7 protein-coding genes and 1 pseudogene are annotated in these 14,221 nt (G+C 49.1%); 1 reads left to right on the top strand and 7 read right to left on the bottom strand.

Features of this window, described 5'->3' with window-relative positions:
* The 5 genes and pseudogenes from I2H74_RS24835 to I2H74_RS20255 all read right to left on the bottom strand — a co-directional run.
* Window positions 1-230, bottom strand: a pseudogene (locus I2H74_RS24835) (hypothetical protein); the annotation flags it as partial.
* Between the two features lie 594 nt (window positions 231-824).
* Window positions 825-1,145, bottom strand: a complete 321-nt coding sequence (locus tag I2H74_RS20240) for a hypothetical protein (protein WP_195576060.1) — start codon at window positions 1,143-1,145, stop codon at window positions 825-827.
* Between the two features lie 80 nt (window positions 1,146-1,225).
* The gene (locus I2H74_RS20245; protein ID WP_195576061.1) at window positions 1,226-2,572 is read right to left on the bottom strand and encodes an Nramp family divalent metal transporter; all 1,347 of its coding nucleotides are present in this window, start codon (window positions 2,570-2,572) and stop codon (window positions 1,226-1,228) included.
* 550 nt (window positions 2,573-3,122) lie between these two features.
* Window positions 3,123-4,226: a D-alanine--D-alanine ligase gene (locus I2H74_RS20250; protein ID WP_195576062.1), complete on the bottom strand. Its 1,104-nt coding sequence runs from the start codon at window positions 4,224-4,226 to the stop codon at window positions 3,123-3,125.
* Window positions 4,227-4,368: 142 nt separating this feature from the next.
* Window positions 4,369-5,361: an amidase domain-containing protein gene (locus tag I2H74_RS20255; protein WP_195576063.1), complete on the bottom strand. Its 993-nt coding sequence runs from the start codon at window positions 5,359-5,361 to the stop codon at window positions 4,369-4,371.
* A 292-nt stretch (window positions 5,362-5,653) separates the two neighbouring features.
* On the opposite strand from I2H74_RS20255, the gene acnA reads away from it, so the two are divergent.
* Window positions 5,654-8,380, top strand: a complete 2,727-nt coding sequence (gene acnA / locus I2H74_RS20260; protein WP_195576064.1) for an aconitate hydratase AcnA — start codon at window positions 5,654-5,656, stop codon at window positions 8,378-8,380.
* A 131-nt stretch (window positions 8,381-8,511) separates the two neighbouring features.
* Here acnA and I2H74_RS20265 read toward each other — a convergent pair whose 3' ends face one another.
* Together I2H74_RS20265 and I2H74_RS20270 are read right to left on the bottom strand one after the other, a co-directional pair.
* Window positions 8,512-11,790 carry an alpha-mannosidase gene (locus I2H74_RS20265; protein WP_195576065.1) on the bottom strand — a complete coding sequence of 1,093 codons (3,279 nt, stop codon included), beginning with the start codon at window positions 11,788-11,790 and terminating at the stop codon, window positions 8,512-8,514.
* Window positions 11,790-14,096 carry a glycoside hydrolase family 3 N-terminal domain-containing protein gene (locus I2H74_RS20270; RefSeq protein ID WP_195576066.1) on the bottom strand — a complete coding sequence of 769 codons (2,307 nt, stop codon included), beginning with the start codon at window positions 14,094-14,096 and terminating at the stop codon, window positions 11,790-11,792. Before I2H74_RS20270 ends, I2H74_RS20265 begins: the two co-directional genes overlap by 1 nt.
* Between the last annotated feature and the right edge of the window lie 125 nt (window positions 14,097-14,221).

The following is a 14,221-nucleotide window of genomic DNA, read 5'->3' on the forward strand; positions in this document are numbered from 1 at the left end:
ATCAAGAAGTAGAAGAACGCGGGTGCTATTAATAAGTAAAGCTCCCAGTTCTGAGCTACTCGTTTCCACAATGTGTTTTTCTTCCTAATAGGAACTCCATGTACTGGCATGGCCGTTGCTCCATTTTGCTGCATTGTGTTCATTCCTTTCTTTATGGATAACGCTGATGACAATAATGAGAGTGTGTAAGATTTTAAGTGATTCTTGCCAACATCTTCATCAATGGCCAAGGATATATCTGTCATTGTTAGCGTTTACAAATTTGATTGTAGGTTTAAACAAAGAAATCGTAAATATGTTGATTTCACACTAGGTCAAATGTGAACAATTCCTTATGTATCAAGGGTTATAGCCACTTTGAGCAGATAATGACAATCGAAAAAGGCCTCGAAAATGTGTTGCATTTGTCTTTTTAAAGCGCCGATCATCTAACATTTACCAATATATTTCGCATATTGTTTATGCTTTTTTTATTACTTTTGCACAATTCTGGATTCATTCATCATTTCTGGATGTTCCTCTTGTTCGTTTGTGATTGTCCGACCAGTTGTCCCTTATGTTTATTCGATTGTATGTTTCCATTGTCTTCACTTATAAAGGGGGGGTTATCGCTCTCGCGTCCTTGTTCGTTCTTTTCCACGCGGAACTTTCGATAAGCGAACCAGTTCTTAGTTCCTGCATAGGATAAGGTCATGCTCGTACATTAGAGCAATGTGTTGGTTTTGCGCAATGGCAATTGTGCATATTTGACCTATTCTATATAAAAAAGCATGGACCAGTGATATCTGATCCATGCTTTCTCGATCTTATTCGCTTTGCTGCCTCTATTGAACCTGTTCTCCAAAGAACATTTCATAAGCAAGTGCCGTTTGAATGCGAGATTCTTCGTTTGTCAACTTGCGCACCAGTTCCATCTCGACTTCTGTAACTTCTTCGCCTTGAAAATTAATTTCTGCAATCGATGCTACAATTCGAACAATCGCCACAGCCGTATTGTCAGGTGTATACGCGATGACCTTTTGGCCCGTTGGAAAAATTCGAAGTCCTGACTTCTTCATCTTCCCGCGACCGTACTCCAACAGCTCATACAATTCCTGTTCGCTCTTGAATTTGCAAACTGAATTAAACTCCGTTTGGAATCCCATTGTCGCACTCCTCTCATTACGTTCTACTTTCTATTGAAACATGGCTCAGCTATGCTCTGCAATCCAAACCTGCCATTCGATCATTGAAAGGTCTGAACAATTAGAATGATATTAAGCACAATAATAACCGCTGCGACGAACCAAGCGAGAATCTTCATCCACGCAGGGCTTACGAATTCACCCATCTTCTTCTTGTCGCTTGTGAACTTCACAAGCGGTACTACCGCAAAGGGCAGTTGAAGCGACAAGATGACTTGGCTTAAGATCAAAAGATCTGCCGTACCTTTCTCTCCTGCAATAGCTGTGACAATAACGGCTGGAATGATGGCAATCAATCGTGTAATTAAACGACGCAGCCATGGGGCGAGCCGTATATTCAAAAAGCCCTCCATGACAATCTGTCCGGCAAGCGTACCAGTCAAGGTCGAGTTCTGCCCTGCTGCCAGCAGCGCAACACCGAATAGGATGCTTGCCAGCGTTGTCCCAAGCATTGGTGCCAGCAGGCGGTAAGCTTCGCTGATCTCTGCGACTTCAAAGTAGCCCGCTTCATGGAAGGAAGCAGCGGCGACGATCAGAATCGCCGCATTGATAAATAAGGCCATGCACAGGGCAAGCGTGGTATCCCATGTGCTGAATTTGATCGCCTCGCGTTTGCCAGCAGATGTCTGCTCGTAGGAGCGAGTCTGTACGATCGAAGAGTGCAGATACAGATTGTGCGGCATTACAGTCGCACCAAGAATCCCGATCGCAATGTAAAGCATCTGCGGATTCGTGATCAACTCGGCTGTCGGAACGAATCCGTTCATAATTCCGCCAATCGAAGGCTTTGCCCAGAACATTTCCATCAGGAAGCATGCCCCAATGGTCGTGATCAAGATAATGACAAGCTTCTCAGTAAAGCCAAAGCCTTTATTATGAATAAATAGGATAACCAGAATATCCAGTGCTGTAATGATCACCCCGTATAGAAGCGGAATCCCAAATAAAAGCTGCAGCGCGATCGCGGAACCGATCACCTCAGCAAGGTCACAGGCTGCAATCGCAAGCTCACAGAGAATCCAAAGGACAATTGATACCGGCTTGCTGTAATGATCTCGGCAGGCTTGCGCCAAGTCCTTGCCCGTTGCGATGCCGAGTCTTCCCGCCAGTGTCTGCAGTAGGATTGCCATTAGATTAGAGATAAGAATAACGGCAAGCAGCGAGTAGCCGAACATGGATCCGCCTGCCAAGTCTGTTGCCCAGTTCCCAGGATCCATATACCCAACTGCCACGAGATAGCCTGGACCAGCAAACGCGAGAAATTTTTTCAGCCAAGATCCATGCTTCGGTACTTTAATCGATCGATACGACTCAGGAAGGGAAGGTTGTGTGCCTTGGCGTCCCCAGCCTTCTTCTTCCTGCTCGATACTTATTACTTCTGAGCTCATGCCGACAACCTCCTCAACTTTATTTTCACCAACTACAATTATGTTGTATAAATGCAACTTTTAGGTGTAAAGAAACGCATGAATCGCTGCATGATGAATTCCACACAGTTCCCCATACGCATTAGCTTCTTCTCTCATTGTACTCCTCTTCATCTGGCAGTCAATGGCAGCCCTCTTCCCTAGATGGGTATATCTAGAAGACGTTCAACATAACTGACAACCCCCCATTTGTTCAAGAATACAATCGATTCAGCATTTCCATCCTTATGAAAGCAGCGTTTTCTTCTGCATCTTTCAACCCATCACTATATTACACATTTGACATATAACTTAAAACAACAAGAGCTTAAATTAAAGATAAGGATATAAAAAAGCCGCCTATGCTGAACATAAACGGCTCTCAATCCTTTTAGCGTGATCACACGCCATTCTTATATATACTCACGGAAACCCTTTTTCGAGGCCAATCAAAGATGAGTAACCTCGTTTAGAGGTCAATTTATTGCCAAAATAGAATTGGAAGACCCTTAGAAAGCATCACTTACATATTCTATATATGGTAAAAAAACTTCTGCTTTGCCTCAAAGCGATCCAGCGCAAGCTCAATGAGTCGGTCCAGCAGCTCTCGATAGGAGATGCCCGTCTCTTTCCACATAAGCGGATACATGCTGAACGGTGTAAAGCCAGGCATGGTGTTCACCTCATTGATAAACACCTGCATATCCGAGCGGCGTACAAAAAAGTCGACACGAGACAATCCCGAACCGTCGATTGCACGATAAGCGGTTACTGCCATTTCACGAATGCGGCCAGCAAGCTCTACATCAAGTGGCGCAGGAATCGCCATCTGCGACTTGCCATCAATGTACTTTGCCTTATAGTCATAGAACTCATTTGAGGAAATAATCTCTCCTGGCACGGAAGCAATCGGCTCATCGTTGCCAAGCACACTCACTTCAACCTCGCGAGCATCCACGAACTCCTCGACGACAATCTTGCGGTCATACTTGAGTGCATAATTGACGGCATCCACCAGTTCTGCGCGGTCGCGTGCCTTCGAGATTCCTACCGAGGAACCAAGATTCGCTGGCTTCACAAAGCATGGATACCCAAGTTCTTGCTCTGTACGATTCAGCACTTCATCTTGATTGCGATTCCACTCGGCGGCAATAAAGTCTACATACTTGCATTGCGGCAGCCCAGCAAGATGGAATGACTGCTTCATAAAGGCCTTATCCATCCCTACAGCGGACGCCAGTACCCCAGCACCGACATAAGGAACATTCGCCATTTCAAACAAGCCTTGAATCGTTCCATCCTCCCCATTCGTTCCATGAACGAGTGGGAACATGACATCGATACAGTCTATATGGCTGTCCCGTGCAGCCTCCAAGCCGGAAAAGACCATTTCCATCGCCCTTACCGTGCCGCCCTTCGAATCCTGAAGCAGCAGTTCCTCCTTGGTGGCGAATGGCACTTCTAAGATCGATCCTACTCTCCATTGTCCTGACTTCGTAATATAGAAAGGAATAAGTTCATATTTGTCAAAGTCAAAGGCATTCATCACTGCATGCGCAGTGGATAACGATACTTCATGCTCACCTGATTTGCCGCCGTATACGATCCCGACGCGCAGTTTGCGTTGTTGTTCCATACGTCCCTCCGTCAGCGCTTGACGCGCCAATATCTCTTGAAGACATCCTCCTATGCTGTACTGACATTGGCCTTGCAGCTGCTAACGTTTGCGGTGCTCGCTATTCAACAGATGTTATGGTTTGTCAGGTGAACAGCTTCATTTAGAAGATGTCCGCGATATGAAAAAAGCGATAGTTCGTCGCTTCGTTCCATGCATACGAATCTTGATAATCCCAGTAGCGGTGGCGGCTGTTGTTGGTATGCGCATTGACGAGCGGCATCCCATTCAGATCGAATGCCGTGACGATGGTGCTGTGCTGATAGTTGCCATCGCCATCCCAGTCATATTGAATGACATCTCCAAGCTTCAGCTCATTCGGGCGATCCACGAGCTCAGCCCGAAGTCCACCTATATTATTTAATAGGAAGTGCTCCAAGCTGTTCGCTACTGCCCAGCTGTAGCTCCATCCTTCTTGGCCATTGATCTTGCCTCTATACCACCAGCCCGATTCTCTCTTCCCAGTATAGTCCATAGGGGCACCCCCTGCAAAGAGGCACTGCGAGACATAATTGGTGCAATCAAGCTTAAAGGTTTCAAAGCGCGGATTAGGCTCGTTCCACCACTGCTCCGCGTATTCTACCGCCTTGTCCCGACGATAATTCACTCTCCTTGTCGACCTTGATCTTCCAAGCATGCTTGGATTCAGATAGGGCTGGGAACGGCTCTTAATAAGCACCTGCTCCTCTTCCTTCACATGCAGCATCGCTCTTCGTTCTGGCTGCTTATGCTCGATGCTCGCAATAACCCAGCTATCGCCCTCTCTACTTAGTGTAATCCGCTCCTCTTCAATGCGTTCCTCCATCATCGAGAATCCTTGCTGATCAACGGTACGCTGGATATGAAATTCCAAATCGACAAGCACTTCCCCGTCGCCTTCATGGGTTCTTACAAGCTTTGCTTTGGTTTGGCTCTTCGTCGGTGCTGCCTCTCTCTTCCGATACCATTCCTTTAATCTGGCACTTCGTTCACTCATTCGGAGGTTGTATTCCATGTCTAAAATCGGGGCCTTCACTGCATGATGCCGGTCATCGACCTCTTGACGGTTATGCTGATCGACATATAAATAGAGGGTATTTTTCCACGCCTGCTGCAACCATCTCGCCTCCTCGTTGTTTCAAGTGATAAGAGCTTGCCCACATCCAACCTTTCATCTGACACATTGTATGCAGGAACCACCTCTGTTTAGGCATTTTTTTGCAGGAAAAGTTCTTTACCAATACGGAAAGAAACGGTATACTGAAATTGTAAATTATATTTTGAAATAGGGTTTCATCTAATGAAACATAAAGAGATACAAGGTGAACCTATGTCATTCGTAAATGAACGACACATCTAACCACTGTTATGACAACCATCATTTACACAACCATGGAGGAGGTACATTTATGGCAAGAACTGACGCATTCTCCGCTGCTCGCGAGCTGAGTGTTGGAGACAAGAATTATCGTTATTACAGTCTGGACTCGCTTACCAATCGAGGCTTTAACAACGTATCCCGTCTGCCTTTCTCGATTAAGGTGCTGCTTGAAGCTGCTATCCGTCAATTTGATGGAAGAGCGATTACGGAAGAGCACGTTCAACAGATCGCGAATTGGGCGAACGATCGTGATAACAACAAAGAGATTCCATTCATCCCTGCGCGAATCGTCTTGCAAGACTTCACTGGTGTGCCTGTAGTCGTCGATCTCGCCGCCATGCGCGACACGGTGAAGAAGGCTGGAGGAGATCCGAAGTCCATCAACCCGCTTGTACCGGTTGACCTTGTTATCGACCACTCCGTCATGGTAGACGCATTCGGTACAAAGGATGCGCTGGATTACAATATGAACGTTGAGTTTGAACGGAATGAAGAGCGCTATCGCTTCTTGAGATGGGCACAGACTGCGTTCAATAACTTCCGTGCGGTACCTCCGGCAACGGGTATCGTTCACCAAGTAAACTTGGAATATCTCGCTTCTGTTGCTGCAACAAAGGAAGTCGATGGCGTAACAGAAGTGTTCCCTGACTCCCTCGTCGGCACAGACTCCCATACCACCATGATCAATGGTCTTGGTGTTGTAGGCTGGGGTGTAGGCGGTATCGAGGCAGAAGCAGGAATGCTTGGCCAACCGCTCTACTTTGTTACACCAGAGGTTATCGGCTTCAAGCTGACTGGTACGCTTGCAGAAGGAGCGACAGCAACTGACCTTGCCCTGACTGTTACGCAAATGCTTCGCAAAAAGGGCGTAGTCGGCAAATTCGTTGAATTCTATGGCTCCGGCCTTGGCAGCATCAGCCTAGCTGACCGTGCTACCGTAGCCAACATGGCGCCTGAATATGGCGCAACCGTTGGTTACTTCCCTGTAGACAGCGAAACACTGAACTACATGAGAGGAACTGGCCGTTCCGAAGAGCAAATCGCACTTGTAGAGGCGTACTACCGTACACAAGGCATGTTCCGTACTGATAAAATGGAAGATCCAATCTTCACCGATACAATTGAGCTTGATCTTGGCTCCGTTGTGCCAAGCTTGGCAGGTCCTAAGCGTCCGCAGGACCGCGTTGAGCTGTCGAACATGAAGGAAGCGTTCAACGACATTATCCGTACGCCAATCGATAAGGGCGGATACGGCTTGTCCGATGAGAAGATTCAAGAGACAGTAGCCGTAAAGCATCCGAATGGCGAAGAAACGAAGCTCGGCACAGGCGCTGTCGTTATCGCGGCGATCACAAGCTGTACGAATACATCGAACCCAAGCGTTATGATCGGCGCAGGCTTGGTGGCGAAAAAAGCGGTTGAGCGCGGCTTGAAGAAGCCTGCTTATGTAAAGAGCAGCTTGACGCCAGGCTCCCTGGTCGTAACTGAGTATTTGCAAAAGGCAAACCTGCTTGATTCACTTGAAGCGCTCGGCTTCCACGTAGCAGGCTATGGCTGCGCAACCTGCATCGGTAACTCCGGCCCGCTTCCGGACGAAGTGAGCCAAGCGATCGCAGACAACGATCTGACGGTAGCTGCTGTATTGTCTGGTAACCGTAACTTCGAGGGTCGCGTGCATGCGCAGGTGAAAGCGAACTACTTGGCTTCCCCTCCGCTTGTCGTAGCTTACGCGCTTGCAGGAACGGTTAATATTGACCTTGCAAACGATCCAATCGGCTATGACCAGAACAATGAGCCTGTCTATCTCAAGGATATCTGGCCATCCAATGAAGAGATCAAGCAAGCCGTTGCTCAAGCGATCACTCCGGATATGTTCCGTGAGAAGTATGAGCACATCTTTACGCAAAATGAGCGCTGGAACTCCATTCCGGTTCCGCAAGGCGAATTGTACGAGTGGGATGAGAAGTCGACTTACATTCAGAACCCGCCGTTCTTTGCGAATCTTGGCGATACGCTGACTGACATCCAAGACATCAAGGATGCTGGCGTGCTTGCCCTGCTTGGCGATTCTGTAACAACAGACCACATCTCGCCTGCTGGTAATATCAAGATCGACAGCCCTGCCGGCGTGTACCTGACCGAGCATGGCGTAGAGCGCAAGGACTTCAACTCCTACGGCTCCCGCCGCGGTAACCATGAAGTCATGATGCGCGGTACATTCGCCAATATCCGTATTCGCAACCAAGTTGCACCTGGTACGGAGGGCGGCGTTACGAAGTACCTGCCTACAGATGAAGTGATGTCCATCTATGATGCTTCCATGAAGTATCAGGCAAACGGCAAGAACCTGGTCGTTATCGCAGGTAAAGAATACGGCACAGGAAGCTCCCGCGACTGGGCGGCAAAAGGGACTTACCTCCTCGGCGTAAAAGCTGTTATCGCAGAAAGCTTTGAGCGTATTCACCGTTCCAACTTGGTAGGCATGGGCGTGCTGCCTCTTCAATTCGAAGATGGTCAAAGCTGGAGCACCCTTGGCATTACGGGAACAGAAACGTTCGGCATCGAAGGCTTGTCCAACGATGTGCAGCCAGGACAATCCCTTCGTGTCACGGCAACTCGCGAAGACGGTTCTAGCTTCGAGTTCAATACAGTTGTACGTCTGGACAGCATGGTGGATGTGGATTACTACCACAATGGCGGTATCCTGCAAACAGTGCTTCGTCAAATGATTGCAAGTGAGCGTGCACACGCTTAAGCTTGTCGTAAAGCACTCCCGCTATCATTCATGGATCCTTTTAAAAAAGCAAAAAGGCTGGTACTAGGTTATACCTGGTCCAGCCTTTTTTTATTCAGATAAACAACCGAGCCCATCAGTACGCCTTCTTGTTATGCGATGACGAGCTTAATGCTCTTGATCTCATAAGGAAGGAACTCCAGCTTTAATTCGCCGCTTTCATTAAAGTCGAGCTCTTCCTCGATATCTTCGATAATCGTAACAAGGTAAGCATGCTCCACCCCAGCAAGCTGACCAAGCACGGCTTCACCTCTGCTGCCAGAGGATTCATAGAACCGAAGCACGTATCCCTTTCCGTCCTCTGCGGGCTTAATCGTATCCAAGATGACATGTTCACTGTCAAAGGATAGGAAGCTCGCCGTTGAAGGACGTCCAGCCGCTGATTCACCTTTCATGACACGGATGGAATGGTTCAGCTCCATGGCTTTTTGCACAACATGCCCTTGTCTCCAACTGCCTAAGTGCGGGTAAAGGGAGTATGTGAAGGTATGCACGCCTTGATCTGCCGTTTCATCCGGCCATCTTGGCGAACGGAGCAGCGACAGCCGAAGCGTGCTGCCATGTACATCATAGCCGTATTTGCAATCATTAAGCAGACTCACTCCGTAATCACCCTCTGATACATCCGCAAAGCGGTGCCCGCATACCTCATACTGCGCCTGCTGCCAGCTTGTATTGCGATGAGTCGGGCGCTCGATCGTTCCAAATGGAATCTCATAGGTCGCATGGGTTGTGACCAGATCCACAGGGAACGAGACTTTTAACAGCTTATGGTCTTCCCTCCAATCCACAGCCGTACAGAAATCAATAACCTTACGATGCTTGTAGAAGATGATGTCTTGCTGAATCATCGAGTGGTGAAGCTGCCAAGACAAACGGAACACATCCCTCTGCTCGCTTGAAAGGATAAGCTCTTTGTTCAATAAAGCCGGCACGGCCGCTTGCTGCTGCTCATACTTCGGATCAATATCCCACGCATCCCAATAGGTCGGCGTATCATGGAACAGCTGGAACACATTAAGGGCCTCGCCCGACTTCACCAGTTCCCGCTTCGCCTCTTTATCATACAAACGACAAAGCTCCCCATTGTCATTGAAAGCGATGAGGTAGAATGGTGTCTCCCATTCCTGCAGCGATTCTGCGACTGCTCCCGCTGCTTGAAGCGAAGGCTTACTGTCTAAAGCATTCGCAGCCGCTTGGCCCGCTTCTTCATCCTTCGTTGATTTCAGCCAGATGGTTGTATAGCCAAATGCAGGTATGCTTGGTACGTAAACCGTTAATGAAGCGGATTTCGATTCGCCATCTGCGGCACAGTAATCGCACACAAGACGTTCTCCCTGTTCATTCCACGCGGACATATCAAGCAGTTCTTCTCCGCCTTCAATGACAACGCTCGCTTCACGTTCCCAACCAAGACTATTAAACAGCAGGTACGGCGTGCCTTCTTGTACATCCAAGCTGGATGCTGCATGGCATTCGACTAATCCATTGACCTCTTCGATTCTTGCCTGCTTCACGATCTGCTCTAGGCCGCTATTAAGCGCTTGTTCACCTAACTCGAAGATCTTTTCATATTCACGAGCCGAGGTCTCATATACCTCAGTAATCGCCGTGCCTGGAATAATGTCATGGAATTGATTCAAGAGCAGCAGTTCCCAGCCCTGCTTCAGATCAGCGAGCCCAGTTTGCTCTATGCTAAAGGAAGCAGCATCTGCTGCTGGCAATGTACGAAGCTTGTGAGATCTGCCGTCGACTCCAGTCAGCATGCCAATTTCATATAGACTGTTCCAAATCTCCGCCTCTCGGTACAGCACCTCCGCCTTACGGTTCCATCGCTTGTTGCGCGCGTGCGTCGTATAGGTTCCGCGATGAAGTTCCAGATACAAGTCTCCATGCCAGGAAGGAAGATCGGCGGGTCCTTCTCCAATCCCTTCGAAGAACGTCTTGGCATTGCTATATTGCACCTTAGGAAGCGACGTCATTAGTTCAGCACGATCCAGAATCTCGAGCATTTCACGTGTAACGCCTCCGCCTCCGTCACCGTGGCCATACAGCAGCATCTGCTCCGAATGGCGATCCTTCTGTCGGTACGAAGCCCAGTGCTCAGCAATATCCTTAGGCACGGTATGCTCATTTAACCCATGATTCAAGAAGGACAGAATGGGAGTCCCGTCAATGCCCACCCAATGGAACAAATCATATGGGAATGCATTGGTATCATTCCAATTGAGCTTGGAGGTCATAAAATACTTCATGCCTGCTTGCTTCAGCAGCTGCGGGAGAGAAGCGCAATAGCCAAACGTATCCGGCACCCATTCCGTTACAGAGCGCTTGCCAAACTCCTTTTCATAGAAAAGCTGACCATACAAGAGCTGCCGAACTAACGACTCACCGCTCGGGATGTTCAGATCCGGCTCAACCCACATGCCTCCGACCAGCTCCCAACGCCCATCAGCTACTCTCTCTTTGATTCGCTCATAAAGCGCAGGATAATACTCTTTCACGTAAGCATAGAGCTGTGGCTGACTTTGCGCATACTGGAACTCTGGATATTCATCCATTAGCGTCATCACCGTCGAGAATGTGCGGCTGCACTTGCGGATCGTTTCTCTGACAGGCCATAGCCAAGCGACATCAATATGGGATTGCCCAACCATATGCATGATCCCACGCGAATCGGTATCCATCGGATCGTCATTCTCCTGGATGCAGCTGCGAAGCTGATTCTCCAGTTCCATTACCCATGCAAAGTCTGTGCTAAGGCGGCGCTTCACCTTGCTCGCGTCCTGAATCACTTGCTTGAAGGTCTCCATTATTCGCGTACGCTTCAGGCTGCTCTCTGGAAGGAGGCGAGCCGTGTCGCGCAATACCGTCGCAGTGAACAATAGGCTTTCCAGCGGCTTGTTCACATGAACCAGCTCACAGGAGATATGGCGAATCGGTTCATTGCGCACCTGCTTGCCGTTAAGCGGATCGATCGGCTCCGGGATCGGATCAAATAGTTCAATGGTTAAGCTTGGCTCCCATCCGATCTTGTCTACATGAAGCATGACAAAGGAGTGATTGCGATCCAAGCCATGATAAGGTTTCCCATTAACGGATAGCAAACCTTCACCGCCTGCCTCGATTCGGAAGCCTACAGCATCTGCGTCCCAGTCGCTTGGAATCTTCACGACGGTTTCGAATAGATAGGTCGTTCCGTACTCTCCTTTCACAATCTGATTAGGAGAGCCCACTTGCTCAAGCTGCTCCATCTCATAGTTGCGAGGCCCTACATAGGTTCCTCTTGAGAGCTTCCATTGATCAAGAGGCATACGCTCTTCATAGGCTTGCTTCGACAGCTGCTGTATCCAGCGATGAATGCGTTCCATTAACGATCGCCACCTTCAATATAGATAGTTTGAGACACGAGTTGATCTGAGCTAGGGCCGACAGAAAGAATAAATTCTCCCGGCTCGACGACTCGATCCATCCGCTCATTAACGAGAGCAAAGTGCTCATCCGTCAATACAAACTGCACCGTTTGGCTTTCACCAGGCTCCAAATGTACTTTCTCAAAACCTTTCAGCTCAAGTTCCGGACGCGTGAGCGAGCTGTATTTATCACGAATATAGAGCTGCACAATTTCTTGTCCTGCTCGTTCTCCTGTATTCTTCACTTCCACTTGAACATGAACCGGTTCACCAGCCTTCACATGCGCCGAGCTCACCTGCAGGTTCGAATACGCATATGACGTGTAGCTTAGCCCATATCCAAACGGGTACCGCGGCTTAAGGTCCATCTCTACATATCTCCGCTTGCTTGGTCTGCGCAAATGATAGGAGATCGGCATTTGCCCCTCATGCATCGGAATCGTGATGCTCAGCTTGCCGGAAGGGTTCGCATCGCCAAAGAGCAGATCAGCAATCGCATGGCCGCCCTCTTGTCCAGGATACCAGGCTTCAAGGATGGCATCCGCATGCTCCTCAATCCATGGCTCAACGATCGGCCGGCCATTGATATACACCACAATCATCGGCTTGCCAAGCTTGCCGAGCTCTTGGGCAAGCTCAAGCTGCACACCAGACAATCGAAGATTCGTACGGTCAACTCCTTCGCCGCAGTCCATTTCGCTTTCAGCGTTGTCTGTCACAATAGAGGCGCCTGTGCGAAGGTCAATCGTCCCTTCTCCAAAGTCGCGCGCACTAGAGCTGCCCAGCACAAGAATGGTCAGATCAGCATCCTGTGCAGACGATACCGCAAACTCAAAGCCCTCCTTGGACTCTCCCTTCACACGACACCCTGGAGCATAGACAACCTGACAGTCGCTGTCTTCGAGCTTGTGACGGATGCCATCCAGCACCGTCGCCACACGCTCTCTTGGCTGCGGTGAGGTGTAATCGCCTAGCTGGTTGTACGGCCGATCCGCATTCGGGCCAATCACGGCAATCTTCTGTTTGCGTTCTTTATTCAGCGGAAGAATCTTATTCTCGTTTTTCAAAAGGATCGTACTCTCGAGCGCCACATCCTTCGCTATAGCTGCATGCTCCTCTGAGCCGATCACAATCGCTGCGCGTTCAGGATCAACATAAGGCTCTTCGAATAAGCCCAAGCTGAACTTCGCATCAAGCACGCGGCGCACTGCCTCATCCAGTTCATCCTGAGACACCAACCGCTTGTTCAAGGCTTCCATGAGATAGCGGCTGAACATGGAGCCTGACATCTCCATATCTACGCCTGCTGACAGGGCCAAGGCTGCCGCCTCTTCGCCTGTAGATGCGACATTATGTCCGGAATGCAGCATATCAATTGCGCCGCAATCCGTAATCACGAAGCCCTTAAAGCCCCACTGCTCGCGAAGCACCTGATTGAGCAAGTAACGGCTGGAGGTACAAGGTACGCCATCGATCTCATTGTAAGCCGTCATAACTGAGAAGGCTCCTTCTGCGAATGCTTTTTCAAATGGAGGCAAATCCACTTCATGCAACTCACGCGCCCCGATATGAACCGTCGCTGCGTTGCGTCCACCCTCTGAAGCTCCGTAAGCCGCATAATGCTTCAGTGTCACACCAATGCTGTCAGGCGAGCTTAGCGAGGTGCCCTGCATGCCCTTCACTGCGGCAACGCCCATCTCTCCCACAAGGTAGCTATCCTCGCTGAAGCACTCCTCGGTTCTTCCCCATCTTGGATCACGAACGACATCAAGCACCGGTGAATACGTCACCGCCCCGCCCTGAGCTCTAGTCTCAATGGCAACGGCCCGGCACATCTTCTCAAACAAATCGCGATTCCAAGCACTGCCGATGGCAAGCGGTACAGGAAACACGGTCGCGCCGATCGCCATATGTCCATGAGAGCACTCTTCGCCAAATAAAATCGGAATGCCAAGTCTTGTTTCCTCCACCGCGAAGCGTTGAATCTCATTCGTCACCTCCGCGCCTTGGCGTGGTGACAATCCCGTTTCAAGCGTAACACCTGTCCATGGATCCGCACGCAAGGTGCCATAGAGGGAGCCGATCCCACCCCGAAGCATTTTTTCCTTGAATGCCTCAGTCAGTATGATCTTATCCTGCACCTTCTCGTACATCTCCCAGCCATACAGCTGTATTAACTGACCAATCTTCTCTTCCACATTCATCATGCTTAATACATGACGAACACGATCCTCTATCGGCACATTTGCATCTTTAACGTTCACGAGTATGACCTCCAGTGTTATCGATATCAAATTCATTGAGCTAGTCGTCGGTTATAAATTTCTTCATGATTCCGTCGTTCGTTTCATTAGTCTTCTCCAAAGTTACAACGCTTACAAAATTTTAT

Origin of the sequence: Paenibacillus sp. 1001270B_150601_E10, assembly GCF_015558675.1 — a bacterium.
Taxonomy (GTDB): Bacteria; Bacillota; Bacilli; order Paenibacillales; family Paenibacillaceae; genus Paenibacillus_B.